Genomic DNA, 25,155 nt, shown 5'->3' on the forward strand with positions numbered 1-25,155 from the left:
CGGGCGCCCGCTCAGGTGCGGCTGGTAACTTCGGGAGGGGCGGGGGAAAGTAGCCCACGCAAACAATTAAGCAATTACGGAAGTGGGTACAGGCTTTTATGCTGCTGCGCAACGATGCTCCCCGTGTTGGTGAAGCCCCGCGGAAGCTCATGCTCGGCTACAGCGGAGTGCTGGCGTTCACTGCCGGATTCGTCAACGCGGTCGCCATCTTGATCTTGGCGTTCCCGGTCGGCAACGTGACCGCAGTCACTACGCAGCTGGGCATGAACACTGCCAACCCGTGGCTCTACGAGGGGCATCTGCTCGCGGGAATCGTGCTCGGGTTTCTCATCGGGGCGGCGGCCGCGGGCGCGATTCTGGCCCCCACCCGGGCGTTGGTGGGCGTGCGCCAGGCCGCCGTGTTGGTTCTCGAAGCGCTGCTGCTGGTGCTGGTCGCTACCGGTATCGAAGTGTCGACATTCAAATTGGAGATTGCCGCACTCGGTATCGAGCAGACAACAGTTCAGGCGATGTTCGCTGCGACTGCCCTGGGCATGCAGAATGCGCTGACGTCCAACTTCCGCGGAATGGCCGTCCGTACCACACACTTCACCGGCACCGTCACCGACCTGGGGCTGATGCTCGGTCGAAGCCGTTTGCACGGGATCGAGAAGTGGAAAGCCGCCATCCTCACTGCGACGTTCGTGCTGTTCCTGGTGGGTGGTGTAGTCGGGTTGGTCGCTGGTGCGCGCTTCGGCGGGTACGCGCTTCTTGTCCCCGCCATGACCTGCGTGATGTTGGCGGCCGCCAGCGTCGTGCACAGTGGAGAGCACGGCGAGCCGGATGACGACCAAGAGCCGGGTGAGTCTGAGGCCGACGAGTCCGAGGCAGACGAGGCGACCGCCGAACCGAAAGGTGCTCAATTCTGCGGCACCGGAGCCTCTTCGAAGGGCTCCTCGACGGAGTCATAAGACTGCCGTGCCCAGTTCCGAAACGTCATGATCGCCGACTCGCCCTGTGCGAGCTTGGGCCTGTCGCGGTAGATCTTGGCCTCCCAGATCGGGATGTCCTGCTCGATCTGCTTACAGAAGTCGCGCGCGAATCCCTGTCCCATCCGGGTCATCTCGCCGGTTTCCGGATCAATCGCGACGAAGAAGGTGTATCGAGCCTCGACGTACTCGCCGTCGATGGGGGTAACCGTGAGGATGGTGCAAGACTGGCCCAGTCCGCGGTGCCGGACCACATCGACGCCCAGGCCGAACAATTCAGAATCCACTGCTCCCGACACGGGGCCGCGCGGAGTTTCGAAATTGACTTCCGCGACCGCTCGAAACAGGTTCCCATCCTGCTCGACATGGAGGGCGCCGAACGCGGAGACGCCGTGCACCGTGGCGAAATGAGCGATGTCGACAGTGTTTTCGAACACTTCCTGCGGATGTGAACGAAATGTCCACCGAGCGTGGTCGGGAGCATGGAAAAGAAATGCGGCATCATCGCTTTCGGGGATCTTCGGCAGCTCCCACTCCGGGGGCTCGCCGATTGCCGAGTGCCAAACGAAGATGATGCCTGCCCGTTCCACGGTCGGCCAGCTGCGAAGTTTGGCGGTCGGATTGGGGCGCTTGGCATATGGAATCTCGGTATTGGCGCCCTCGCCGCTGAAGCTCCAACCGTGGAATGGGCAGACGACGCAGTCGTCGCGCACCGATCCACCGACCCCGATGTCGGCTCCCAGGTGCGGGCAGTAGGCGTCCAACACATACGCGGTCCCCGAGGTGCCGCGATAGCACACCAGCTGCCGGCCAAAGTAGTGCAGCCCGACAACGTCGCCTTCGTGGACGTCGTGGCTGTAGGCGACCTGGAACCAGCCCTTCGGGTATTCCGCGAAGGGGAACCGTGGCACAGTGCGACGCTTCGGGCCGAGCTCCATTTTATTATCATAGTAAAGAAAGGGGATCGACCCGCCACCAGCCCGAAAGGTGGCGGGCCGAAGCCTCGCCTGGCAAGGCCTCCACCGTTGTGGTCTTGCCGTGCAACCAGTTCAGCGTGTGGGGTGCGCTACCGATCCCAACTTCAGGATCGGCAGTTGGGGAAGATCGGTGCGCACCACCCCGGCGGAGGCGGGGGCGGAAAGCCTTCGATGATGGTCGAATTGGTCACCGGGCTGTTCTGGTCGAAGTACCAGGGGTGGCAGACGCTACGGTCCCAGTTGGGCATGTGCCGCATTTCCGGTGAGCCCGGACACCATTGGTAGGTGCAACTGTTGGTAGGGCTCGGCCTGGTCCCGCCGTCCTCACACACCATGGGTGCCGGCTGCGCCTCGGCGGCGGCTTCGCTCAGGCCCAGGCCGACGACCGTGGCGCCACCGGCCAGGACCGCCCAGGCCACCGTTCGATTCAGGTTGGTCCGCATTCTTGACCGCCTCTCATACTGCTGTGGATGATGAGATTCAGCCTGGCGGCGCACGCATGCGCGACGGTCACGAGAATCTTGCGAAATTCTTGCGTCCGAGTGTTTCTGAGCGGTTGAGGGAGAGTCTTCAGCTGACGCCGAACGTGGGGCCTGCGAACATTTTTCGCGAATTGAGCTACGTAGGGCCCACACTCGGTGCCTGAAAGGCTTTCAGTCGACGGTGGCCCGGTAGGCGGCGACGATCGGTTCGAGTTCGTCAGGCGTCGCGCCGTGCATGATGACCGCGTCGGCACCGTAATCGAACTCTTTGCGGACCCGGTCGACACATTGCTGCGCCGTCCCCGTCGCCGACGGCTCAAGCCATTCGTCGGGGATCAGCGTCGCGATGTGCTCGATCTGTTCGGCGCTGGCCTTGTGGTCAATGCCGCCGTGTACGGACTGCACCACCGTGTCATCGCGGAAGCTTTGCAGCACAGCGGGATCCCAGCCATTGGTGTTGATCAGCAGCTCGCCGTAGCCCTGCAGGTAGGTGGCAAGCCGCGCGACGGTTTTCTTCAGCCTCAGTTCCTCGGGCAGATGATCACCGACGGTGGCAAAGCACGACCACACCCGGACGCTGGCCGGGTCGCGGCCGGCCTGTTCCGCGGCGTCCTTCACTGTTTTGACCGCGCGCTGCAACGTCTCCGGGGTGAAGTAGGTGTGCAGGATGACGTCGTCGAATTCGCGGCCGCCCAGTGCGAGTGTCTTCGGGCCGAAAGCGACGATCGCCAGCCGGATGTCCTCCTTGAAGTCGGGGTCCAAGAAGAGCACCTGGTACTTGCCGATCGGCCCGTCATGATTGAAGACGACCTCGCCATTCCAGAGCTTGCGCATCACCTGCGCGAAGTCCTCCATCTGCGCGGTGGTCACGGCCGGCACCCCGAATGCGTTGTACATGGCCGCGATCCCGCGTCCGAGTCCCAGGGTGAATCGGCCGCCGGACAGACGATGCATGGTGGTGGCCCATGATCCGGTGATGAGTGGGTGGCGTGTGTTGTGATTGGTTGCCGCCGTGGCGATCTGCATTTTGCTGGTTACCGCAAGGGCGGCGCCCGTCAGTGAGGACGCCTCCTTGACGTTCCACCGTTCGGAGATGAAGCCGGTGCCGAAGCCCAGTTCTTCACCGCGGCGGGCTTCGTCCATGAGCGTTGCGGGTCCTTCGCCCCCGGCTCCCGCGAGCAGGTAGTAACCCAGTTCGTCCAGTACTCGTTCAGTCACGTCCAAATCCCTTGCTTGTAGCCACAATTCCATACTTCGGTGATCCGGCCGTCGACGACGCGAAAGATCTCCATGCTCCCGACATCCACCTCGGTGCCATCCTTCAGCTTCATCGGTGACTGATAAACGATGGCGACGTGTTCGCCGTCGTCTCCGGCGACCACCAGATTCAGATCGAAGCGGATGGTCTCGAACATCTCCCAATGCTCGATGATCCGGCTTACCGCCTGCTCGTGGCTGAGTACGACGGAATCGCCCACTTCGTGGCGAATCACGTTGTGGCCCATCAACTCTTCGGCGAGGGCGAAATCCCGCTGATTCCACACCACCAGGTTGTACAACTCGACGACCTCGCGCGCGGTTCGGGTCGTATTGCTCACGCGAATACCTCCAGCGCATTGATCGCGTCGATTGCGGCCACGGCCCGGTCGGTAAGCGCAATGCACAGCCGACGCGACCGCTCCGGTAACGCTTCCCACCCGACCAGGGTGATGACGGGCAACACCATCAAGTACACCGCCGCGAATCTGTAGTGGCGCCATGCTTCTTCGAACCCGTAGTCGTCGATCCCATGTGCGACTAAATGATTCACGTATTCGCTGACCAGCGCCTCATCATGGCCGGCGCGAGCGTCGCTGGGTAAGCCCTGCGTGACGAGGTACGCGATGTCGGCGGCGCCACACCCGCGCGCGGCGAATTGAAAGTCCACTACTTTCATCTGCTGACCGTCAAAGAACAGGTTGTCGGCGCGAATATCGCCATGCAGCAGCATGTCTCGCTCGGTGAGTGCGGGCAGCGCATCGACAGCGCGCTCGGCGAATGCGGCAGCGAACTCCGCGACCGGCGCGGGCACTGGTTGTGTTGTATGGGTGAGATATATCTGCCAGCCTGGCGCGAAGGCGGGTAGTAGCAGATCGCGGGCGATCGGGGTGTCCAAGCTCGGGAACGGCGCCAGTGCGCCGGCGTTCGTGGGGTCGACCGACCAGGCGTGCAGTCCGGCGAGGGCGGCAATGCAGGTGCGCGCCTGACCCATCGACAGGCCGACCAGGTGGTCCGCGTTGACCCAGTCGTGCAGGTCTTCGAGGAGCAGCACGAAGTCGACGGAATCCTCGGCGATGCGCGCGGCATATACCTCGGGCGTCGCCATCGGGGCACGGCCGGCCACGTCGCGGTAGAAGGCCAGTTCCCGGCGATAGCCGCCCAGGAGTTCCATGGCGCCGCGCGCCTCGGACTGGGCGGGCAACTTGGCGACCAAGGTGTCCGGCACGCCGTCCCCAGTGAGGTGCAGTCGGTACAGCAGTGATGAGAAACCGCTGTCCTGCGCGATCCGGTCTACGCGTACATCATCGACGGTCGCGGTCGGCAGTGCCCCGTCGGCGCGGAGAACCTGTGTGAGCCAGCGCGCGTTGATGCCATCGACATCGGCAGGAATCCCCGCGGGAACCGACGCCGCGTTGGTACTCGCCATTGAGTTCCTTAGTTATTTGACGATGCGCAACTAACATAGTTGCGCGATGTCTAATATGCAAGGGTGCCTTCCCCGATTCGTGGGCTTTCCCAGCCGGAAAGAGTCGAGATCTCCAACCGGCGGATGGCGCGTGCCGCCGCCGAGCTGATCGTCGAAAAGGGTTGGGAAGCAACGACAGCCGCCGAGATCGGGCTGCGGGCGGGCTACAGCCGTGCGATGGTGCATGCCAGGTACGGCAGCAAGGATGCGGTGCTCGACGCGGTGTTCATGCGGGAGTACATGGCGCAGCTGAGCCCCGATCTTGACCCGGGAGCGAGTGGGTTGCAGCACGCGCTCGCACATTTCGACCGGATCGGCCAACTCGCAGCGCAAGATCCTGAATTCCTGCGGGCGATGTTCGTGGCCGCGTTCGAGGCGGTCAAGACGACCTCGGCGTTGCGGGCTCGGTCGGTCGGCCAGTTGGTCTCCGGCAGGCAGAAGGTCGAGATCGGGCTGCGCAAAGGGATCGAGGATGGCTCGGTGCGCCCCGACATCGACGTCGATGCGGCCGTTGACGACATCAGTACCGCTGTTTTCGGGGTCGCCTACCACTGGCTGGTACTCGCCGAGAGCTGCGATCTTGGCCTGGGGCTCGAGAGGCTGCGCGCTCGTATCGTCCGGGACTACGGGGCGAAGCGCCGATGACCGCGGAATGGCTCGTGCCCAACTTGTCGAGGACTACTAGCGGAAAAGAAGAAAAATATGCAATTGTTCAATTTATGAATCATCCCCTAGGCAAGTAGACGCCTTGGGTCGATGATGAGTAGAGCGATCGAAGTGGATTGGGGGGAGCTCAGGGGAGGCCGGGGGGCGTTCCCGCGAAACATAAACGTACAAGTATTGGTCAGGCGGCAGTCCAGCCGTCATCGGTGCTGACGCGTTTTGCCGTGGTTGATCGAGGGGGAGCGGACCAGCAAATGCAGCTAACCGCATCGGGCGCTGCCGGGGACATGCGCCGTATGAGCGACTTGGAATCGGTGAACCGCCGCGCCGAGCTGCGCGCCGAAGAGGCGCGGCAGCGAGCTGAGGAGTTGCAAGCGCGCTATCGCGAGCTGACCGGGCAACCCGAAGCCAATCACCAGGAGCTCCAACACGCCCGCCGGGCCGCAATCGCGGCCAAATGCAACGCGGCGGAGGCCAATCAGCACCTGCTCGAGCAGCTTGACCGATCGGCCGCCATCCATCAGTTGGCGGCTGAGGCCCACGACCAAGCGGCAGCTTATGCCCCCGGTTACGTCGATAGGGTCGGGCATTCGCACGCGGCCGAACGGCATCGCGCGGCCGCACGCCGCGATCACACCGTGGCAGCTCAGTTACGAGAGAGCGCGTCGGCGATAGCCGCTGACGGCTGACACCGCGAAAGTGCACTCGGCAGGATTAGCACAGGCCGGGCAGAAAAATTCTGGCATTGCCACAAGTATCAAAGTTATTCCTCTAGCTGCTCTCTTCTCTCCTGGCTGGTAGCCCAATGAGTTTGTGGCGTTGTACATAACCCTCTACTACTCCAACGGCGGACCGGGTCCGGCTACCCGGCTGGTCCGCATCGACGCCCCCGAGGACGGAGACTGGGATACCTGGTATAGCGCACCGGGTTTCAAGTGGACGGCGGCGGCCGGTTGGGAGCCCTTCCGGATCGCGCAGGGTGAGGTCACGCAGACCGGTGAATACGGCATGATCGACGCGAGCGAAGTCGAACGGGTCCAGCAAGAGATACGCGACTGGATAGCGCGGTACTCCTGATGCACTGTCGTAAAAGGGGCCGAATCGGCCGCAACAAGCTTCTGACGAAATGCCCAAAAACTACGGCGAGCAGCCAATATTTGTGCCCCCGGCAGGATTCGAACCTGCGACACCGGCTTTAGGAGAGCCGTGCTCTATCCCCTGAGCTACGGGGGCTGACAATCGCTTGGAATCGTGGCGGAAGGCCTGCCTCTAGCTGTCGGCTGGGCGATTTCGTACGGTCCGGATGCGCTGCAACACACCTGGGCTCTGGGTGCCGGGCGTGCGGACACAGCCTACCGCCACTTGGGCAACAGTTGCTGCCCGGTCGGTAGGTTGCGGCGATCGGTGAGTCGTTGGCGGGGCACTGTCAGTCGTGCCGGCTTCACTCTGTGGCAGTGATGGCCCGCATTACCGCGGCAGCGACTTCCTCGTCGGTGAGCGTGCTCCGCTCGATGAGGGTGTGCGAAAGCACTGTCCGGACGACGATCTCGGCCGCCTGCTCGGGCGGTAACAGCAGTTGCGAATTCGGCGCGGCGGCAATGGCCGGCGCGACGGTGGCGGCCACAGTCTGGACGACGTTCATCCGGTTGTCGCCGACGAGCAAGACGGCCTGCAACAGCCATTGCGGCTCATGGTCGCGCACGTAGGTGAAGGCGGCGTGGTTTCGCAGATAGCGGAGGGCGGCCAGCACGATCGAGGGCAGCAAGGTCGTCGGGTCGGCCTGCATGTCGAGGTTGGACATGGTGTGAGCGGCCATCTGGTGGATCTCGCGTTGGGCCACCGCGGAAATCAGCCCGTCCTTGTCTCCGAACTCCCGGTAGGCCGTCGCGCGGGAGACGCCTGCCCGAGAAGCGACCCGACTCAGGGTCAAGCCATCGACACCACTTTCGGCAATCAGCTGCAAAGTCGCCTGCGCCAAGGCTTCCGACGAACGTGTTGCGGCCATCACCGGTATTTGTACCGCAGTTAGCTGAGGGGAGCGAGGTAGCTTGACGGCGCGTTCAACTGAGACTAACTTGACGATAAGTCTCAGTTTGCCGGATTCTCAACGCTGAGGAGCGTGCGCAGTGACACATACAGCACAGGCGGCCGAACTGGACTTGTCGAGGTTGCCCGCACTGCAGCGCTATCTGTCGTCCCTGCCGCAGGCGGAACGAGTGCAAGCGACCGACCGACTGGCCGCGCTGGCCGACCACGACCTGCTCAGCCTCGGTGTGAGCGAACCGCAGCGCACTGAACACGACTACTCGGTAGAACAGATCGCGGGGACAATTCCCGCCGCACTATGCGGGACGTTGTATCGCAACGGGCCCGGACGCTGGGAAGATCACACCGGCCGGCCGCTGCACCATCTTTTCGATGGCGACGGCATGCTTTCTGCCTTTGCCATCCGCGACGGCAAAGTCCACTACCGAAATCGCTACGTCCGAACTCGCCACTACCGGGGCAAGTCAGGCACCACACACCTGGGCACCCGGGCCCCGGGCGGCTGGCGCGCGAACATCGGCCGCACGCCGCCAAACCTGGCTAACACTAACGTCGTTGAACATGCCGGACGGCTCTACGCGCTCTGGGAGGGCGGGTCACCGTACGAGATCGACCCGGACACGCTGGAAACCGTCGGTGCCCGTCGTTTCGGTGGTGAGTTGCGAAGGGCGGGTGCCTATTCGGCGCATCCCAGTCGGTGCCCGCGCACCGGCGACATGTTCAACTTCGGCGTCGAGTTCATCCCGCGACCGCACCTCAGCATCTACCGCACCGACCCACGCGGCGATCTGCGGTACCTGCGTTCGGTTGCATTGCCGTACCTGGCCATGGTGCACGATTTCGCCATCACTGCGCGCTACCTGGTGTTCCTGGTGTCGCCGATCGTTGCTGACTTGATGTCGGTGGCCCTGGGCCGCAAGCCGATTGGAGACGCGCTGCGTTACCGTCCGGAGCGTGGGAGTGTCTTCATCCTTATTCCCCGTGACGGCGGAAAGGTCCGCCGAGTCGACTCTCCCGCGGTGTTGCAGTTCCACCTGAGTAACGCCTACGACGACGGCAGCGATGTTGTCGTCGATGCGGTCACCTACGAAAACAGCCAACTGCTCAGTTCGATCGCACGATTCCAGACGCGCTCGCTGCATGACTCGCCGTCGGAATTCACTCGCTTCCGTATCACTGGTTCAGACCGCGTCATCCGAGAGCCATTGAGCGACAGTGTATGTGAGTTCCCCCGGCACCATCCTGATCAAGAGGGGCGTCGATATCGCTACGCCTACTACAACACCCGTCAGCGGCTGTCATCGCTCTACGACTCGATCACCAAGCTGAACCTCGACGACGACACCGAGACGACTTACCTGGCCGCAGATGCGGGCAACAGCTTCTGCGAACCTGTCTTCGTCCCAAACCCAGATCACCCCAACCGATATGCGAAGGCCGAGGACGACGGCTGGCTATTGACCGTCGAATACCAAGCTGCGCAACATATGTCGCGACTGGTCATCCTGGACGCGAAGGACCCCAGCCGCGGGCCGTTGGCTACTGCTCAACTCAGTCATCACATTCCACAGGGTTTCCACGGTAATTTCGTTCACCGGCCGCGCTGAGCCCGCTCACCGCAACTCTGCGATTACCTTTGCGAAGGTCTCGAGGTGGTTGTCCTGCACGGTGAAGCAGGTCACGCCGTACTTTTCGCGGTGCCCCAGCAGCTTGTCGGCCATCTCTCGGGGCGATCCGCGCAGCACCGAATGCATGGCCAGTAACTGCTCGTCGGACAAATCGGGGGCATTGCGACGGGTCAGCGACAGATTGGGGATGCTCTCACCCTCGCGCGGGACCGCGGTGATCACCAGGTTGAGCTCCAGCGAGTCGAACCTGTCCGGGGCAGCATTGCGGACGAAGTCGATGCGTTCGGCGAGCGGGTCGTCGACGTCGCGAACCTTGGCGCCGGTCAGCCCGATCATGTCGGCGTGCCGGGCGGCCAGGGTCATCACCCGATTTCCGCTGCCGGCGATCATCAGCGGCACTCGTGGGTGATGGTCGCTCAGGTACTTGGTCATGTGTTCGAGGTGGTCTACCCGGGCTCCGGCGCTGGGGTAGGGCAACTCGGCGGCTTCGAATTCCTCACGGACGTACCCGGTGCCGAGACCGACCTCGAGACGCCCGTCGCTGAGCAGGTCCAGCGCGCCGATGTCGCGGCTCAGCAAGGCCGGCTTGTAGAAGGCGGCGTTGAGGACATACATGCTCAGCTGCAGTCTCGTGGTGACCATCGCGGCGGCGGTCAACGTCGGGAACGGCGCCGCCGCGCCCAGATGATCCGGGACACAGAGTATGTCGAAGCCGAGATCCTCGGCCCGCCGCGCGGTTTCCACCAACGCGTCCCTGGACTTGTAGTACCGGATACTCAAACTGAAGCGAAAATCCTTGGCCACCAACAACCTCCGTTCAACAATCTGACGATACTTGCCAGGAACGCGCGGCTGCGGCCAGCCCGTCGATCAAACTGCCCGTGATCGGGGACAGGCCGTCCGCTCCGGGGAGAGGACTCCGCGGGCTCAAACCCCTCACCCGAATCGGTAATTCCAGCTGCGTACCACCGTCACGCACCCTGTTGACCGGGTTGCCCGGGTGCAGACCACGCAACTCGGCCGGGATGTCCTCGATGTCGGTGATCACTTCGTACCCGGGCAACCGGAGGTGGCGTGCTACGTGCGCGGCCAGACTTCGGTTGCGGCCACCGGCCAATAGCTGTGTGCCGCGGCCCAGGCGCCCGTACCCGTGCAGAGAGACGGCGACGTCGACATGATCGAGAAACTCGGCCAACCGCGGCGACTCGGCGGGATCGAACTCCCGTGACGGCAGATGGTGCGGATAGCGGTCGGGATGGCGCAGCACGTACACCGAGGCATCCGCGGCCGCCGCGGCGCGCTCGGCGATCACGTCGGTCACCTGCTCCAGCCCGCCGCCATGGATCGCCAGGAACCCGAAGCGCGACCGCAACCGGCCGACCTCGACGACTCCCGGCTCGCTCAGCAACGCTGAAAGCGACTGCGGCCCATCTTCGCTGGACGGCACCGGGCGTGGCCACCGGGTCGGATCCCAGCGGTGCAGAAAGTCGATCCAGCGCTGTGGCAGCCCGTGATGCATCGCGCCGTCGATGATCCGCTGCAGATATCCCGGGCGCGGTGGACCCAGTGTCACCCGATGGTCGATGTACACCCATGCCGGTGCCGGTCCGGTGTCAGTGTGCACAGAAAGCAAATCGCGCCGGTAGCGCACCGGCACGCCCTCGGCGCTGTCCAGGACGGTGAGGTCGCGGTCCGAAAGCTGCCAGAGCACCCCATGGACTTCACTTCCGGTAACCGGTTCGATCGTGGCCACTCCTCGCTCGTTGATCAGCCAGTCGTGGTCGCACAGCACGGCCGGCCGCGGATCGCCCGCATCGGGGCAGCGAGACGCCATCTGCTGCACGCACAGGTTGGATCCGTATGCGAAGTAAGGGTGCCGGCGGTCCGGCATTCAGCCCGTCGCTGTCAGATAGATCAGCAAGCTCAACGGCATGAACCCTGGTGGCAACCTGACTCCCCGCGAGTCTTCGACGACAACAGGTCGATCTTGCCGTACCTGGTGACGCCCGCGCCACCTACCGTGCTTGGCAACCGGCGGTCATGCAATCGCGGTTATGGCATCTGAAGTGGGGAGAATGACAGCACCCAAAATAGAGACGATGGGCATTAAAATAGGGCGAATCGCGCTAATGCCCATGCTAGATAGCAATGAGCCCGCCAGCAAAAAGAAAAGGACTGTTCCTAAAAAGGCAAAGATTAAGCCTATCGCCAGTGCTGCTCCAAGAGCATAAGTCAACGGATTTCCAAGCAATACTTGTTGGAGCGTCGCAAGGTAACTGACCAACGCGTCGGCCAGCGGTTTCTGCAAGCCGCTAGCCGCGATAACCGACTCCACAATCGGGGTCAGGGGCTGAACCAACCCGATGTTGACGGCTTCAGCGCTCGCATACATGTCCGCACTCGCATTCAGGTGCTGCACAAACTTTTCGTGAAACACCGCGGCCTGGCCAGCCAGCTTCTGGTAGTCCTGGCCGTAGCCAGAAAACAGATGCGCGATACTTTCTGACACCTCATCGGCGGCCGCCGGCTGTACTTCAAGGGTCGGGGCGGTTGCTGCGATGTGTGCGGCGTTGAGTCTTGCAGCAATAGTTTTCAGGTCTATGGCGGCCTCAGTCATCAGCTCCGGCACAGCGACTACCAGCGACATGTCCGTTCACCCTCTAGCTCGTCGGGCCGTGCCCTAGTAGGCGGAACCGGCTGCGCAATCGAGTGTCGCCCGGGTTGACGGGGCGGGCTAGAGTAACCGCCTACTCGCTTTGCGGTGCAGCATCAGGCGGTGCGGTATTGCGCGAAAGTGATCTCCAGCGGCAAGTTCGAACAACGACGTTTCGCGAATAGCTCTTACCGCGCGTCCGAGAATTCGTGGCTAGCCGGCCAAGGTCAAATAAATCAGTGCCACGTTAAGCAGACTGATCAGCACTGCGACCACCCAGCCGACCAGAGTCGTCGCGCGGTGATTGGCGTCCTCGCCCATCACCTCGCGGTTGCTGGTGAGTCGGACGAGCGGTAGTACGGCGAACGGAATGCCGAACGACAGCACTACCTGAGAGAGCACCAAGGTCCGGGTGGGGTCGACGTTGAATGCCAACAGCGCTACCGCCGGGCTCAGCGTGACGAGGCGACGCACCAGCATCGGTACCGACCAATTCAGCAAGCCCTGCATGATCATCGCCCCGGCATAGGCGCCCACCGATGTCGACGCCAGACCGGAGGCCAGCAACCCGACGGCGAACAGCACCGCGATGGACGGCCCGAGCGTGTCGCGGACCGTGGCGTAAGCGTCATCGATAGACCCGACGTCTCCGTGACCACGCATGCTGAACGCGGCGACCAGCAGCATCGCGGCATTGACTCCGCCGGCGATCACCATGGCCACGCCCACGTCCCACCGGGTGATGCGCAACAACCGGCGTCGGGGCGGCCCGGCCTCGGGATGCCCGTGCCGGTCTCGGGCCAGCCCGGAATGCAGATACACCGCGTGCGGCATCACCGTGGCGCCCAGGATCGCGGCAGCCAGCAACACGCTCTCGGCGCCTTGAAAACGCGGCATCAGACCGGTAATCACGTCGCCGATCGGTGGGGTCGAGACGAAGAAGCTGGCGGTGAAGCCGATAGCGATCACCAGCAGCAACCCGGTGATGACCGCTTCGAACAGGCGCTGGCCGCGTCGGTCTTTGATCAGCAGCATCAGCAGCGAGACCGCCCCGGTGATGACTCCGCCGAGAGGAAGTGGAAGGCCGAACAGGATGCGTAACGCGATGGCTCCGCCGATCACCTCGGCGACATCGGTGGACATCGCCACGATTTCGGCCTGCGCCCAGTAGACGAGTCTGGCCCGGCGTCCCATCCCTTTACCGATCGCCTCGGGCAGCGACTGCCCGGTGACCAGCCCGAGTTTCGCCGAGAGGTACTGCACGAGGCCGGCCATGATGTTGGCCGCGACGATGACCCACAACAGCAGGTAGCCGAACTGGGTACCGGAACTGACGTTGGCGGCGACGTTGCCGGGGTCGACATAGGCGATGGCAGCGACGAACGCCGGCCCCAGCAGATACCAGCCAGCCTTGTTCGGGGTTGTGGTGTCCTGCGCCAACTCACCGACCTTCGGGTGATGGATCTTCAACGCGATCCCGAATAAAAAAGTGAGGTTATCCGAATCCAATCCTCGGCGCGGCTACCGCCCGGCGGCAACAGCGCCAAACTACTCGGTTAGCCGCCGATGCTGCCACCGCCGTCGACGCGGACAATCTGTCCGGTGATGTAGCCCGCGTCCTCGCCTAACAGGAGACATATCACGTGGGCGATCTCCGCCGGAGTCCCCACCCGATGCATCGGAATGGCGTCGAGTAAACGAGCTTCACGCTCCGATCCCGCGGGGCTGCGTTCGCGATACATCTCGGTTTCAATCGGCCCGGGCGCAACTGCGTTTACCGTGATGCCGGTGTCTGCCAGTTCGTTCGCCCAGATCCGTGTGCAGGTTTCGAGCGCGGCCTTCGCCGCGGCGTACGGCGTGCGCTCGGGTGTGCCGAGCGTCGTCAGGCTGGTGACATTGACGATGCGGCCCCATCCGGCGCTGACCATGCCCGGCAGGATCGCTTGCACGACCTGGACCGCGGTGCGCACGTTCATGTCATAGGTCGAGAACAGGTCGTCCAGATCGATCGAGCCGATGCGGCCGAACCTTGCGAAACCGACATTGTTGACCACGGCGTCGACTTGACCGTTGGCGGTGATCTCCGCCATCGCTTGCGCGGTCGCAGCGCGGTCCCCGAGGTCAACCTGGTGGAATTCGCCGGGAAAGTCGGCCGGCGCGGTTCGGGCCAGGCCGACTGGTTGATAGCCATCGGCGGCGAGTCGATCCGCGACACTCCGTCCTATGCCCTTGGATGCTCCGGTGATCAGGACCCGTCGTCTGGACATGAAATCGCCTTCCGCCGTTACCGATGCATCCAGTCTGGGCCTGACGGTCCCAACCGAGCTATGGCAGATCGGCCACGCGCCGCGTGCGGCTCACAGGTCGGGTACGGGAATGTCGAGGTTGGGGAAGGTCAATCCGCCGTCGACCTCGATCGTCTTGCCGGTCAGAAATGCGCCGGCCGGCGACGCCAAATAGACTGCGGCAGCGGCGATGTCGAGTGGATCACCGAGACGGCGCAGTGGTGTCGCCCGCTCCATCGGCTCCCGTAGCTCATCGTTGCCGGCCACTACGTCGAGGGCCGAGGTGAGGATTGACCCCGGTGCGATCGCGTTGACTCGGATGCGCGGGCACAGGTCGAGCGCGGTCAGACGGGTGTAGTGGGACAGTGCGGCTTTGGCCGTGCCGTAGGCGGCGAAGCCGCGGCCGGCCAACCGGCCGATCGCCGAGGTGATGTTGATGATGCTGCCGCCGCCGGAGTGCTCGAGCATCAGCGGCACGGCCGCGACCGTGAGTGCATGCGCGGTTCCGACGTTGAACGTGAACGCGTCCCGGAGGTCCTTGGTCGACGTGGTCAGCAGTGTGTTCGGCATCGTGCCACCGACGTTGTTGACGACGATGTCTAGTTTTCCGAACGCCTCGACGGCGGCGGCGGCCAGACCCGCGGTGTCCTCGGGATGGGCCAGGTCGGCGGCCAGGACATGAGCACGGCGGCCCGTCGCGCGGACCTGCTCGGCGACCTCGTCGAGCTGGGATTGAGTTCGCGAGGCGATGACGACATCGGCACCTGCCTCGGCGAAAGCCAACGCGATGGCGGCGCCCAGACCGCGCCCGCCTCCGGTGATGACAGCGACCTTGTCGTCGAGACGGAACCTGTCGAGGATCACGATGGCCTCGTTTCCGATGTCGGCCGAAACGACGACGTAGTCCACCGCCTCGGGGATTTTTGTAACAGGTTCTAGTTTGTCACACGGGCTGACGCAGCTGATGGCCGCATCTCGAGGGTGCCCGGCGGCATCACCCAGCGGTGCCGGAACGTCAATACCGTTGCGGCCGCCTCGAAACCGGCTTTGTAGTGAATCAGGGTGCGCTTGTGCACGGAGGCCAGCACGCCGTCAGTAGATCCTGGATGTCGACTTTGCCGTGCTCGCTGGTCTCTGCGAGGGCTCGCTGCGCACCGAGCGCCGTGTGCCAGTGTTCGTCGTTGGTTGGCAGATATTCGCGGGTTGCGCGGTGATGGGCCAGCGACCGTTCGTAGTCGTGTCGGCTACCGGCGTCAATCAGGGCTAGCAATCGCCGCTTTACTTCAGGATCGGCCATCTTTGGTGGCCGCGCTGGTGTCGATGATGAATCGCGCGATTAGTGACATGCCAGGCTCTGGGCGATACGCCGAACGCGTCCGGTTGGACTCCGGCGCGGTGCGATGTGAGTCGCAGCAGACCTTCTGGTCGAGGCTCGTGATCGGCAGGCGGAGGTCTCGACTTTCACTGAATCCGTTCTATTGCAGCACTATTAGACGATCCGGGAGACTGCTCTGATCAAATCCATGGTGCGCCGGCGCGCGGTACGCGGGCGTAGGGCCTCTGTGCGCGTAGTCAATGGAATGCGCGACTCTAAATCGTGCAATGCGTTAAATTTATTTCGCATCGCGTGGTATCGAGTAGCGAATTGGGTAGTCGAATTGAGTCGTCGATGCCGCTACTCGGTCGCACCGTTCGACTTCCGGAGCGCGGGGGTGCGACGCGTTCGCCGTCCGGACTGCGTCCCGTAGCCAAGGGGCCGTCGGGAGGCCGGGAACGCCCAGTCTCGAGACCCTTTCACCGCACGTAACCTGTTGTTAATGTAGCTGAAAGGCGGCGACGAAAGGGTTTGGCCGGCGGGCCGCAACGAAGGGCGGCGGCTAGTATGTCTCATCACTACCGTTAGGAACTGAATTGAAACTCAACCGATTTGGTGCCGCACTGGGAGTCCTGGCATCGGGTGCCCTGGTCTTGTCGGCGTGTGGTAGCGACAACAACTCAACCGGGGGCAGCCAAGGTTCGTCGGGATCGCCTGCGGCAAATGTGAATTGCGGCGGCAAGAAGGCGCTGAAGGCCAGTGGCTCCACCGCGCAGGCCAACGCGATGACCCGCTTTGTGAAGGCGTACGAATCCGCATGTCCGGGGCAGACGTTGAACTACACCGGCAACGGTTCGGGCGCCGGCATCAGCGAATTCAACGGCAACCAGACCGATTTCGGGGGTTCGGACTCGCCGTTGAGCAAGGACGAAGCGGGCACCGCTCAACAACGCTGCGGGGGTGCCCCGGCCTGGAATCTGCCGGTGGTGTTCGGTCCCATCGCGGTCACCTACAACATCAACGGCGTGAGTTCGCTGAACCTCGACGGGGCGACCCTGGCCAAGATCTTCAGCGGCGGTATCAAGAATTGGAACGACCCCGCGATCGCCGCACTCAACTCCGGTACCAACCTGCCCGCTACGGAAATCCACGTGGTGTTCCGTAGCGACGAGTCGGGGACTACCGACAACTTCCAGCGCTACCTCGACGCCGCGTCCAATGGCGGATGGGGCAAGGGCGCCGGCAAGGCCTTCAAGGGCGGCGTCGGTGAGGGCGCCAAAGGCAACGACGGCACGTCCGCGGCCATCAAGAGCACCGAAGGCTCGATCACCTACAACGAGTGGTCGTTCGCGCAGGGCCAGCATCTCAACATGGCCAAGGTCATCACCTCTGCCGGTCCGGAGCCCGTCGCCATCGGCACCGACTCCGTCGGCAAGACCATCGCCGGGGCCACGATCGCCGGCCAGGGCAACGACCTGGTGCTCGACACGCTCTCGTTCTATCGGCCGACGCAGCCCGGTTCCTACCCGATCGTGTTGGCAACCTACGAGATCGTCTGCTCGAAGTACCCCGACTCGCAGACCGGGACGGCCGTGAAGGCGTTCCTGCAGTCGACAATCGGCGGCGGGCAGAATGGCTTGGGCGACAACGGTTATGTCCCCATCCCCGACTCGTTCAAGTCGAGGTTGTCGACCGCGGTCAACGCTATTTCTTGACCCAGTCCCTGAGCCGTCTGCTGATCTGAGGTTTACGTGGCCAAACCCCCGCTAGCAAAGACTGCGCTAGCGGAGGTTGACGCGCGCGCATCACGGCGGGCAGACCGCCTGTTCAAGCTGGTCGCTTCGGCTGCCGGATCCACCATCGTGGTGGCGATCCTGCTGATCGCGGTGTTCCTGCTGGTTCGGGCGGTTCCGTCGTTGCGCGCGAACACAGCCAATTTTTTCACCAGCACGCAGTTCGACACTTCCGACAACGACAAGCTGGCTTTCGGAATCCGGGACCTGTTCATGGTCACGCTGCTCAGCTCGATCAGTGCCCTGGTGCTGGCGGTGCCCATCGCCGTCGGCATCGCGGTCTTCATCACGCAGTACGCGCCGCAGCGGCTGTCTCGTCCGTTCGGGGCGATGGTGGATCTGCTGGCCGCGGTGCCGTCGATCGTTTTCGGCCTATGGGGAATCTTTGTGCTGGCACCCAAATTGGAGCCCGTGGCGAGCTTCCTCAACCGCAATCTGGGGTGGTTCTTCCTGTTCAGGCAGGGCAATGTGTCGCTGGCCGGCGGCGGCACCATCTTCACTGCGAGCATCGTGCTGGCGGTGATGATCCTGCCTATCGTCACCTCGGTTTCCCGTGAGGTGTTCAAGCAGACCCCGTTGATCCAGATCGAGGCGGCACAAGCGCTAGGTGCGACAAGGTGGGAGGTGGTGCGGATGACCGTGCTGCCGTTCGGTCGCAGCGGAGTCGTCGCGGCCTCGATGCTGGGGCTCGGTCGCGCGCTTGGCGAAACCGTCGCGGTGCTGATCATCCTGCGCTCGGCCGCCAAAGCCGGAAAATGGTCGCTGTTCGACGGCGGCTACACCTTTGCTTCCAAGATTGCCTCGGCGGCTTCGGAATTCAGCCAGCCGCTGCCTACCGGCGCCTACATCTCGGCGGGGTTCGCGCTGTTCGTCCTGACTTTCCTGGTCAACGCCGCCGCCCGCGCAATCGCCGGCGGAAAGGTCAACGGGTGAGTCTCGGATGACGCAATTGAGTCCCGCCGCGCTCGAGCAGCCGGTCAAATCTCTGGTGTTTCGTCCGCTCAGCCTGAGCCGCCGCATCAAGAACAACGTCGCAACCCTGTTTTTCAGACTCTCTTTCCTCGTCGCGCTGGTTCCGTTGGTGTGGCTGCTGGCAGTGGTGATCGCACGCGGATGGCAAGCCGTCGTTCACGTCGACTGGTGGACGCACTCACTCCGCGGCGTACTGCCCGAGGAGTTCGCCGGCGGGGTGTATCACGCGCTGTACGGGTCCCTGGTGCAGGCCGGTGTCGCTGCGGTGATCGCAGTGCCGCTGGGCTTGATGACCGCGGTGTACCTGGTGGAATACGGGACCAGCCGGATGGCGCGGGTGTCCACGTTCATGGTTGACGTGCTCGCCGGGGTGCCCTCGATCGTGGCGGCGTTGTTCGTCTTCAGTCTGTGGATCGCCACCCTGAAGTTCCAGCAGAGTGCTCTCGCCGTGTCGTTTGCGTTGGTGCTGTTGATGCTGCCGGTGGTGGTGCGTTCCACCGAGGAGATGCTGCGGCTGGTTCCCGACGAGTTGCGAGAAGCAAGCTACGCGTTGGGGATTCCGAAGTGGAAGACGATCGTGCGAATAGTCGGCCCCATTGCGACACCCGGCATCGTGTCGGGTGTACTGCTGTCGGTCGCGCGGGTGATCGGCGAGACGGCGCCGGTACTGGTGCTGGTCGGGTACAGCCGCTCGATCAACCTCGACATCTTCGACGGCAACATGGCTTCGTTGCCGCTGCTGATCTACACCGAGCTCACCAACCCGGAGCATGCCGGATTCCTGCGTGTCTGGGGAGCGGCGCTGACGCTGATCCTCGTGGTGGCCGCGATCAATCTCACCGCGGCGGCGTTCCGATCGGCGTTCGCTCGCCGCGTGATGCGCTGGATCGGTAGCGGCATCCGCTATCTGGTGCTGCTCCGCTGGCTGCCGGGTCTATGAGCCCGGTGCGAGCTTCAACACCCGGCTGTTGCCGCGGTCGGCGACGTACACATTGCCCTTTTTGTCCACCGCCACCGACAGCGGAGTATTCAGGCCGGTGAACGGCAGTTCGATCGAGGCGGTAGCCCCGGCGGGCAGCTTCGCCACCACGTTGTTGTCGTGTTCGGTGACGAAGACGTTGCCCGCGCCGTCGACCGTGATGCCCCACGGCGCTGAAATTCCGGAGAAGGGCAGCACCGACTGGTTGGAAGTCCCGGCGTCCAGTTTCAGCACCCGGTTGTTGTCGGTGTCGGTGACGTAGATGTTGCCTTCGCTGTCCACGGCGACCCCGTCGGGGTTTTTCAAACCTTGCAACGGCAGCTCAGTCTGATCGGTGCTGCCGGACGCCAGCTTCAGCACCCGGTTGTTGCCGCGGTCGGCGACGTACACGTTGCCCTGAGCGTCTACCGCGACACCTTCGGGGTAGTTGAGGCCGTTGAACGGCAGCACAACCTGGTTGTTCGAACCAGCCGACAAAGCCACCACCCGGTTGTTGAAGTCGCTGACGTAGATCTTCCCGGAGCCGTCCACCGCGATGCCCTGCGGTTCATACAGCCCGTTGAACGGCTTGACCGTCGGCGAGCTGGAACCGTTCGGTAACGCCACCACCCGCCCGTACATGGTCTGGTTGGTGGCGTAGACGGTTCCGGTGCCGTCGACGGCGACTCCGCCGGGCGCGAACCGGAAGTTGAGGCCGTTGAACGGCATCACCTGTTGCCCGGTCGCGGTCTGCGCGCCCCCACCACCATTCCCGCCGCCCGAGGGGCGGGTGAATATGAACACGGCCACCAGGATCACGACGAGCAGGGCGGCGGCTGCGGCGGCGCCGATGATGACTGGCTTGCGTGACTTGCCGGAGGTTGAGGGCTGAGGCGTAGTCGCGTGCGGCTGGGAGGGTTGGTTGTAGGACGGCGGACCGCCTTGGCCGGATCCCGTGGCGACCCCGGGTTGGCTGGCCCAACCGGCGGGGGCGATGGGGGCGGCTTGGGTGAATTGTTCGGAGCTGTTGGACTGCTGGCGCCAGCCGGCGGGGTTGGACGGGATGGGCTGGGCCACGGTCTCGTCGCCGGTGCGGAACTGCGGAGCTGGTGCGCGCATGGTCGCCGGCCCGCTCGGTTGCGAACCTGACCCGGTGTAGGCGCCGGGGTGCGAACCGGTGCCGACGTTGCCGCTCGGGTGCGAGCCGGAGGCGCCCTGGCTCGACCAACCGCCGTTGGCGCCCGGGTCGACCGCAGGCAGCATCAGCGTCTCGTTGTCGCCTCGTCGCAGGATCGTGGCCTCTTGCCGCTGGTCGGGCGTGCTCAGCGCGCCGTGCGCGGCAACGGCCAGGTCGCCGGCGGTCATGTAGCGCTGGTTGGGGTTCTTCGCCATGCCTTTCGCGATCACGTGATCCAGTGCCTCCGGCACCCGGCCGGGGCGAAGCACGCTTGGCCGCGGGATCGGTTCCATCAGGTGCGAGGCGATCAATCGTTCGACGCTGTCAGCCCGGTACGGCGGCGCCCCGGTCAAGCATTCGCCCAGGACGCATGCCAGTGCGTAGATATCGGCACGGTAGGTGACGTCGTCCCCGGTGAACCGTTCCGGGGCCATGTAGTTATAGGTTCCGACGGCCATTCCGCTTTGCGTCAAACCCGGGTCGTGGGCGGCGCGTGCGATACCGAAGTCCACCAGGTAAGCGAAGTCATTGTGGGCAATCAGGATGTTTTCCGGTTTGACGTCGCGGTGGGTGATCCCGGTGGCGTGGGCGGAGTCCAGTGCCGCGGCGATCTGCCGCACGATGGCGACCGTCCGGGCCGGGGTGAGCGGGCCGAATTGCGTCAACATCGAGCGCAGCGATACGCCGTCGATTAGGCGCATCTCCACGAAGAACGTGCCATCGATCTCGCCGTAGTCATGGATCGGCACGATGTGCGGTTCAGTCAATCGCCCCGCAGTATCGGCTTCGCGCTGCATCCGCGCGGTGAAAACCGGGTTGCCGGAGTACTGCATCGAGATCAACTTGAGTGCTACCACGCGGTGCTTGCGGGTGTCCTCGGCCTCGTAGACCTCGCCCATCCCGCCGCGGCCGATCAGACGCACCAATTGATAAGGCCCGAAGTGCGACCCGACCCGCGATTCCGACCCGGTGTTGGTCACCGTCGATGCTCCCTTCGCCCGGCCACCCCATACCGCGAACCGCAACCGGCCGCCGCGAATCCCGACGCGTCAGACCTGCAGCCCGTCGAAACTGATGGTTAACACACGGTAAATCCTCGGAGAGTGGGCACACAACAAAATTCGGCTACTCGGCATGAATTTTCAATCACGAGTGAGTAACGAGGCCGTGGTAGTCCGCTCCTTGGCGGTGTCGCGCGGCTTTCGCGAAATTCGTTGCCGGCCAAAGTCGGTCGGGTTGGCGGCAATCGGTGCGGAGACGGCGTCAGGAGACCGGCGAGGTGCCGATCTGGCGGAAATCGGCCTTGCCGCAACGTGTCCGGGCTGCCCGCGCCGGTGACTCTCGGCTACCCGATGGCATTCACGATCGGAATCAATTTCGATTGGAACGAGTTCGGCAGCGGAATGTATCCGTACTCGTCCAAACCAATCTGGCCGTCGCCAATTGTGGTTTGCATAAACGCCTTAACCGCCTGGCCGGTGGGGGCATCCGGGTACTTCGAGCAGACGATCTCGTAGGTCACCAGCACAATCGGATAGGCCCCGGATTGAGTCGGTCGATAGAACGACGAGGTGTCCACAATCAGGTCGTGCTCGTCGCCGCCGCCCTTGAATGTCGCGCCGGCGATGGTCTTACCGACAGTCTCGGCGCTGATGGACACCGCATCCGGCCCTGCCGAAGTGATGATCTGGGCCATGTTCAATTGGTGGCCGACGGCGAAGGACCATTCGTTGTAGGTGATCGAACCGTCGACCCGCTTCATCGCCTGCGACGTGCCGTCGTTTCCCGCGGCGCCTTCGCCGACACCCCCGTTGAATGCCTGCCCAGCACCTTTACCCCAGGTCCCGTTTGAGGCCGCGTCCAGATATTTCTGGAAATTGTCGGTAGTGCCGGATTGGTCGGAGCGGAAGACGACGTGAATAGGAGTCGCGGGCAAATTAGTGTTCGGGTTGAGCGACTTGATCGCCGGGTCGTCCCACTTGGTGATGGCGCCGTTGAAGATCTTGCCAATGGTGGGGCCGTCCAGACTGAGCGAGTTGACCCCGTTGATGTTGTAGGTGACCGCGATCGGGCCGAACACCACGGGTACGTCCCAGGCCGGTGAACCGCACCGCTCTCTTGCCCGGTCGGGCTCGCCCTTGTCGGCGTTCATGGGTGAGTCAGAGCCCGCCAAGTCGGTCTGGCTACCCAGGAACGATTTCATTCCGGCACCCGAGCCATTGGCGTTGTAGTCCAGCGTGTGACCTGGGCAGGCGTGGATAAACGCGTAAACGAACTGCTCCATTGCATTCTTCTGGGCGGTCGATCCGGCGGCCAAGATCTTCTTCTTGCCGCCGCAGTTCACCGGGACCACCGGAGTGGCGCTACTGGATCCCGACGATGACGCATTGTTGCCCGAGTTGCCACCACATCCCGACAACACCAGGGCGGCGGCCATGACCAGACTGAGTGCGGAGCCAGATCGAGTGAACTTCACGTCAACTCCTCGCGGGTCGGCAGCACGATGAGCATACGTGAACAGGCGACAACCGGAAGATGAACTCGCGTTGTCAATTTTGCGGGGTCAGGATTTCGACGCGGCTTTGGAGGTCGACTTTTTGGCCGGCGCTTTCTTGGCCGGTGCCTTTTTCGCTACAGCCTTCTTCGCGGGTGCCTTCTTTGCGGCGGACTTCTTCTCTGGTGTCTTGCTGTCGCCGGAGCGCGCTTTCACACTCGCTTCCAGCTTGGCCAGTAGGTCGGAGACATCTTCGGCCTCGTCCAATTCGGTCGGCTTTTCTTCGACGGTGAAGGCTTCTCCACCTTCGAGTTTGGCGTCGACCAGTTCTTGCAACTGTTCCTGATAGGTGTCGTGGTAGCGGTCCGGGTCGAAGTCGTCGGCCATGGATTCCACCACCTGGCCGGCCATCTTCAGCTCGGCCGGTTTGATCTCTACTTCTTTGTCCAGCACCGGAAAGTCCGGGTCGCGGATCTCGTCGGGCCACAACAATGTATGGATGACCATGACATCGCGCTTGCCGAAATCCTTCACGCGCAAGGCGGCCAGTCGGGTCTTGTTGCGCAGTGTGAAATGGACGATCGCCATCCGGTCTGTGTCGGCAAGCGTTTTGGCCAGCAGCACATACGATTTGGACGATTTCGAGTCAGGCTCGAGAAAGTAGCTCCGGTCGAACAACATCGGATCGACCTCGCTGGCCGGAACGAACTCCAGCACCTCGATCTCGCGACTGCGCTCCTCGGGCAAGGTGGAGATATCGTCGTCGGTGATCACCACCGACTTGCCGTCGTCGGATTCGAAGGCCCGCGCGATGTCGCCATATTCCACGACCTCGCCACACTCCTCGCACACCCGCTTGTACCGAATGCGCCCGTTGTCCTTGGCATGCACCTGGTGGAACTTGATGTCGTGGTCCTGGGTGGCGCTGTACACCTTGACTGGCACGTTTACCAGCCCGAATGCGATAGAGCCCTTCCAAATGGAGCGCATTTTGTCAGTATGCCCTAGGCGCCCCCGAGCGTAACGTTGCTGCGAAATTCGGCCGGGCGATGCGCATTGCCGTCACGCTCGCGGCGATCAAAAGCTAAGTGCGCCGCCCAGATTCAGCGGCATTGAGCTCCGCGCGGTCGGGGAGTTGGGCTCCTGCCCGGCTGACGGTCAGTGCCGACGCAGCGGTCGCGATCTCAAGCGCCGACGTCAGCGGGTCGAGCCCGATCCGGCGTAATTGCTGTCGGTGGCCGCCGCCCAGCAAGCCCCGTTCCCACAGGGCATCGAGCAGACCGACCATGAACGCGTCGCCGGCGCCTACGGTGTCTGCCACCTCGACCGACTCGGCGGGCACTCGGGCCTCGCCGGCCGCGCAGAACGCCAGCGAGCCCTGATCACCCATGGTCAAGACCACCAGAGCAGGCCCGGATGCGAGCCAACTGCGGGCGGTGTCCTGCGGGGGCCGGTCGGGCGTGAGCCAATGCAGATCCTCGTCGCTGACCTTGACGATGTCGCTGCGTTCCAACACCTTGTCGATGCGTTCGCGCGCCTGGTCGCGATCCACGATCAGTGCCGGCCGGACGTTGGGATCGAAGGTGACCGTCGCTGACACCCGGTACGCGTCGAGCAAGGCGGCGACCGCCAGGCAGCCCGGCTCGCGTACGGCGGCGATCGATCCGGTGTGCACGAACAAGGGGGGCGGCACCGGCGGTGTGCCTTCGAGCCGCCAATCCAGGTCGAAGGCGTACGTAGCCGACCCGTCCGGGCCAATGGTCGCGACCGCTGTGGATGTTCGCGCGGCGGCAACGCTGCCCGGAACAAGCCGTGCACCAGCTTCTTTGACGTAGTCGATGATGCGGCGTCCGGCGGCGTCGTCGCCGACGTACGTCAGGAAATCGACCGCACGGCCCAGCTTCGCCAGCCCGACGGCGACGTTCAGTGGACTTCCGCCGACGTGCTCGCTGTGGTCTGGACCCCGCACGATATCGATGAGGGCTTCGCCGATAACGAGGCCACGCTCCATGTTCGACA

24 protein-coding genes and 1 tRNA gene are annotated in these 25,155 nt (G+C 63.6%); 8 read left to right on the forward strand and 17 right to left on the reverse strand.

Going from position 1 to position 25,155, the window contains the following annotated elements:
• The first annotated feature begins 149 nt into the window (after nucleotides 1–149).
• On the forward strand, nucleotides 150–950 hold the full coding sequence (locus ACZY1I_RS08520) for a YoaK family protein (protein WP_463753915.1): 801 nt from the start codon (nucleotides 150–152) through the stop codon (nucleotides 948–950).
• Here ACZY1I_RS08520 and ACZY1I_RS08525 read toward each other — a convergent pair.
• From ACZY1I_RS08525 to ACZY1I_RS08545, 5 genes are all read right to left on the reverse strand, one after another.
• On the reverse strand, nucleotides 899–1,906 hold the full coding sequence (locus ACZY1I_RS08525; RefSeq protein WP_463753916.1) for a Rieske 2Fe-2S domain-containing protein: 1,008 nt from the start codon (nucleotides 1,904–1,906) through the stop codon (nucleotides 899–901). The genes ACZY1I_RS08520 and ACZY1I_RS08525 overlap by 52 nt on opposite strands.
• A 143-nt stretch (nucleotides 1,907–2,049) precedes the next feature.
• Nucleotides 2,050–2,388: a hypothetical protein gene (locus ACZY1I_RS08530; RefSeq protein ID WP_463753917.1), complete on the reverse strand. Its 339-nt coding sequence runs from the start codon at nucleotides 2,386–2,388 to the stop codon at nucleotides 2,050–2,052.
• A 210-nt stretch (nucleotides 2,389–2,598) separates the two neighbouring features.
• Nucleotides 2,599–3,645 carry a TIGR03857 family LLM class F420-dependent oxidoreductase gene (locus ACZY1I_RS08535; protein WP_463753918.1) on the reverse strand — a complete coding sequence of 349 codons (1,047 nt, stop codon included), beginning with the start codon at nucleotides 3,643–3,645 and terminating at the stop codon, nucleotides 2,599–2,601.
• On the reverse strand, nucleotides 3,642–4,025 hold the full coding sequence (locus ACZY1I_RS08540) for a nuclear transport factor 2 family protein (protein ID WP_463753919.1): 384 nt from the start codon (nucleotides 4,023–4,025) through the stop codon (nucleotides 3,642–3,644). Before ACZY1I_RS08540 ends, ACZY1I_RS08535 begins: the two co-directional genes overlap by 4 nt.
• Complete coding sequence (locus ACZY1I_RS08545; RefSeq protein WP_463753920.1) at nucleotides 4,022–5,113, reverse strand: phosphotransferase; 1,092 nt, start codon at nucleotides 5,111–5,113, stop codon at nucleotides 4,022–4,024. The genes ACZY1I_RS08540 and ACZY1I_RS08545 overlap by 4 nt, the downstream gene beginning before the upstream one ends.
• A gap of 63 nt (nucleotides 5,114–5,176) precedes the next feature.
• Here ACZY1I_RS08545 and ACZY1I_RS08550 point away from each other — a divergent pair, with 63 nt between their 5' ends.
• The 3 genes from ACZY1I_RS08550 to ACZY1I_RS08560 all read left to right on the forward strand — a co-directional run bounded on the left by ACZY1I_RS08550 (nucleotide 5,177) and on the right by ACZY1I_RS08560 (nucleotide 6,892).
• Complete coding sequence (locus ACZY1I_RS08550) at nucleotides 5,177–5,797, forward strand: TetR/AcrR family transcriptional regulator (protein WP_463753921.1); 621 nt, start codon at nucleotides 5,177–5,179, stop codon at nucleotides 5,795–5,797.
• Nucleotides 5,798–6,111: 314 nt separating this feature from the next.
• Nucleotides 6,112–6,504, forward strand: coding sequence for a hypothetical protein (locus ACZY1I_RS08555; protein WP_463753922.1), 393 nt, complete (start codon nucleotides 6,112–6,114; stop codon nucleotides 6,502–6,504).
• A 124-nt stretch (nucleotides 6,505–6,628) separates the two neighbouring features.
• The gene (locus tag ACZY1I_RS08560; protein ID WP_463753923.1) at nucleotides 6,629–6,892 is read left to right on the forward strand and encodes a hypothetical protein; all 264 of its coding nucleotides are present in this window, start codon (nucleotides 6,629–6,631) and stop codon (nucleotides 6,890–6,892) included.
• 83 nt (nucleotides 6,893–6,975) lie between these two features.
• Here the strand turns inward: ACZY1I_RS08560 and ACZY1I_RS08565 are convergent.
• Together ACZY1I_RS08565 and ACZY1I_RS08570 are read right to left on the reverse strand one after the other, a co-directional pair.
• Nucleotides 6,976–7,048, reverse strand: a tRNA-Arg gene (locus ACZY1I_RS08565).
• Between the two features lie 208 nt (nucleotides 7,049–7,256).
• Nucleotides 7,257–7,820 (reverse strand): TetR/AcrR family transcriptional regulator, encoded by a 564-nt coding sequence (locus tag ACZY1I_RS08570; protein WP_463753924.1) that lies wholly within the window; start codon nucleotides 7,818–7,820, stop codon nucleotides 7,257–7,259.
• Nucleotides 7,821–7,941: 121 nt separating this feature from the next.
• Between ACZY1I_RS08570 and ACZY1I_RS08575 the strand changes: the two genes are divergently transcribed.
• The gene (locus tag ACZY1I_RS08575) at nucleotides 7,942–9,468 is read left to right on the forward strand and encodes a carotenoid oxygenase family protein (RefSeq protein WP_463753925.1); all 1,527 of its coding nucleotides are present in this window, start codon (nucleotides 7,942–7,944) and stop codon (nucleotides 9,466–9,468) included.
• Between the two features lie 6 nt (nucleotides 9,469–9,474).
• Here the strand turns inward: ACZY1I_RS08575 and ACZY1I_RS08580 are convergent, their stop codons facing one another.
• The 6 genes from ACZY1I_RS08580 to ACZY1I_RS08605 form a co-directional block, all read right to left on the reverse strand.
• The gene (locus tag ACZY1I_RS08580; RefSeq protein WP_463753926.1) at nucleotides 9,475–10,299 is read right to left on the reverse strand and encodes an LLM class F420-dependent oxidoreductase; all 825 of its coding nucleotides are present in this window, start codon (nucleotides 10,297–10,299) and stop codon (nucleotides 9,475–9,477) included.
• Between the two features lie 7 nt (nucleotides 10,300–10,306).
• Nucleotides 10,307–11,380 (reverse strand): poly-gamma-glutamate hydrolase family protein, encoded by a 1,074-nt coding sequence (locus ACZY1I_RS08585; protein WP_463753927.1) that lies wholly within the window; start codon nucleotides 11,378–11,380, stop codon nucleotides 10,307–10,309.
• Nucleotides 11,381–11,527: 147 nt separating this feature from the next.
• Complete coding sequence (locus ACZY1I_RS08590) at nucleotides 11,528–12,136, reverse strand: PE family protein (protein WP_463753928.1); 609 nt, start codon at nucleotides 12,134–12,136, stop codon at nucleotides 11,528–11,530.
• Between the two features lie 219 nt (nucleotides 12,137–12,355).
• Complete coding sequence (locus ACZY1I_RS08595; protein WP_463753929.1) at nucleotides 12,356–13,612, reverse strand: Nramp family divalent metal transporter; 1,257 nt, start codon at nucleotides 13,610–13,612, stop codon at nucleotides 12,356–12,358.
• A gap of 86 nt (nucleotides 13,613–13,698) precedes the next feature.
• Nucleotides 13,699–14,409, reverse strand: a complete 711-nt coding sequence (locus ACZY1I_RS08600) for an SDR family oxidoreductase (protein ID WP_463753931.1) — start codon at nucleotides 14,407–14,409, stop codon at nucleotides 13,699–13,701.
• A 90-nt stretch (nucleotides 14,410–14,499) separates the two neighbouring features.
• Complete coding sequence (locus tag ACZY1I_RS08605) at nucleotides 14,500–15,291, reverse strand: SDR family oxidoreductase (RefSeq protein ID WP_463754346.1); 792 nt, start codon at nucleotides 15,289–15,291, stop codon at nucleotides 14,500–14,502.
• 1,047 nt (nucleotides 15,292–16,338) lie between these two features.
• Here ACZY1I_RS08605 and pstS (ACZY1I_RS08610) point away from each other — a divergent pair.
• The 3 genes from pstS (ACZY1I_RS08610) to pstA are packed head-to-tail and all read left to right on the forward strand — an operon-like array spanning nucleotide 16,339 to nucleotide 19,447.
• Nucleotides 16,339–17,457, forward strand: a complete 1,119-nt coding sequence (gene pstS, locus ACZY1I_RS08610; protein WP_463753932.1) for a phosphate ABC transporter substrate-binding protein PstS — start codon at nucleotides 16,339–16,341, stop codon at nucleotides 17,455–17,457.
• A gap of 36 nt (nucleotides 17,458–17,493) precedes the next feature.
• Entirely contained in the window at nucleotides 17,494–18,468 is a 975-nt protein-coding gene (gene pstC, locus ACZY1I_RS08615; protein WP_463753933.1) for a phosphate ABC transporter permease subunit PstC, read from the forward strand.
• A gap of 7 nt (nucleotides 18,469–18,475) precedes the next feature.
• Nucleotides 18,476–19,447, forward strand: a complete 972-nt coding sequence (gene pstA / locus ACZY1I_RS08620; RefSeq protein ID WP_463753935.1) for a phosphate ABC transporter permease PstA — start codon at nucleotides 18,476–18,478, stop codon at nucleotides 19,445–19,447.
• Here pstA and ACZY1I_RS08625 read toward each other — a convergent pair.
• The 4 genes from ACZY1I_RS08625 to ACZY1I_RS08640 form a co-directional block, all read right to left on the reverse strand.
• Entirely contained in the window at nucleotides 19,442–21,622 is a 2,181-nt protein-coding gene (locus tag ACZY1I_RS08625) for a serine/threonine-protein kinase PknD (RefSeq protein ID WP_463753936.1), read from the reverse strand. The two genes, pstA and ACZY1I_RS08625, sit on opposite strands and share 6 nt — an antisense overlap.
• Nucleotides 21,623–21,987: 365 nt before the next feature.
• Nucleotides 21,988–23,118 (reverse strand): phosphate ABC transporter substrate-binding protein PstS, encoded by a 1,131-nt coding sequence (gene pstS, locus ACZY1I_RS08630; RefSeq protein ID WP_463753937.1) that lies wholly within the window; start codon nucleotides 23,116–23,118, stop codon nucleotides 21,988–21,990.
• Nucleotides 23,119–23,205: 87 nt separating this feature from the next.
• Nucleotides 23,206–24,126 (reverse strand): non-homologous end joining protein Ku, encoded by a 921-nt coding sequence (gene ku / locus ACZY1I_RS08635; RefSeq protein WP_463753938.1) that lies wholly within the window; start codon nucleotides 24,124–24,126, stop codon nucleotides 23,206–23,208.
• A gap of 94 nt (nucleotides 24,127–24,220) precedes the next feature.
• Nucleotides 24,221–25,147 (reverse strand): carbohydrate kinase family protein, encoded by a 927-nt coding sequence (locus tag ACZY1I_RS08640; protein WP_463753939.1) that lies wholly within the window; start codon nucleotides 25,145–25,147, stop codon nucleotides 24,221–24,223.
• Between the last annotated feature and the right edge of the window lie 8 nt (nucleotides 25,148–25,155).

The organism is Mycobacterium sp. IDUB_37, assembly GCF_055419245.1.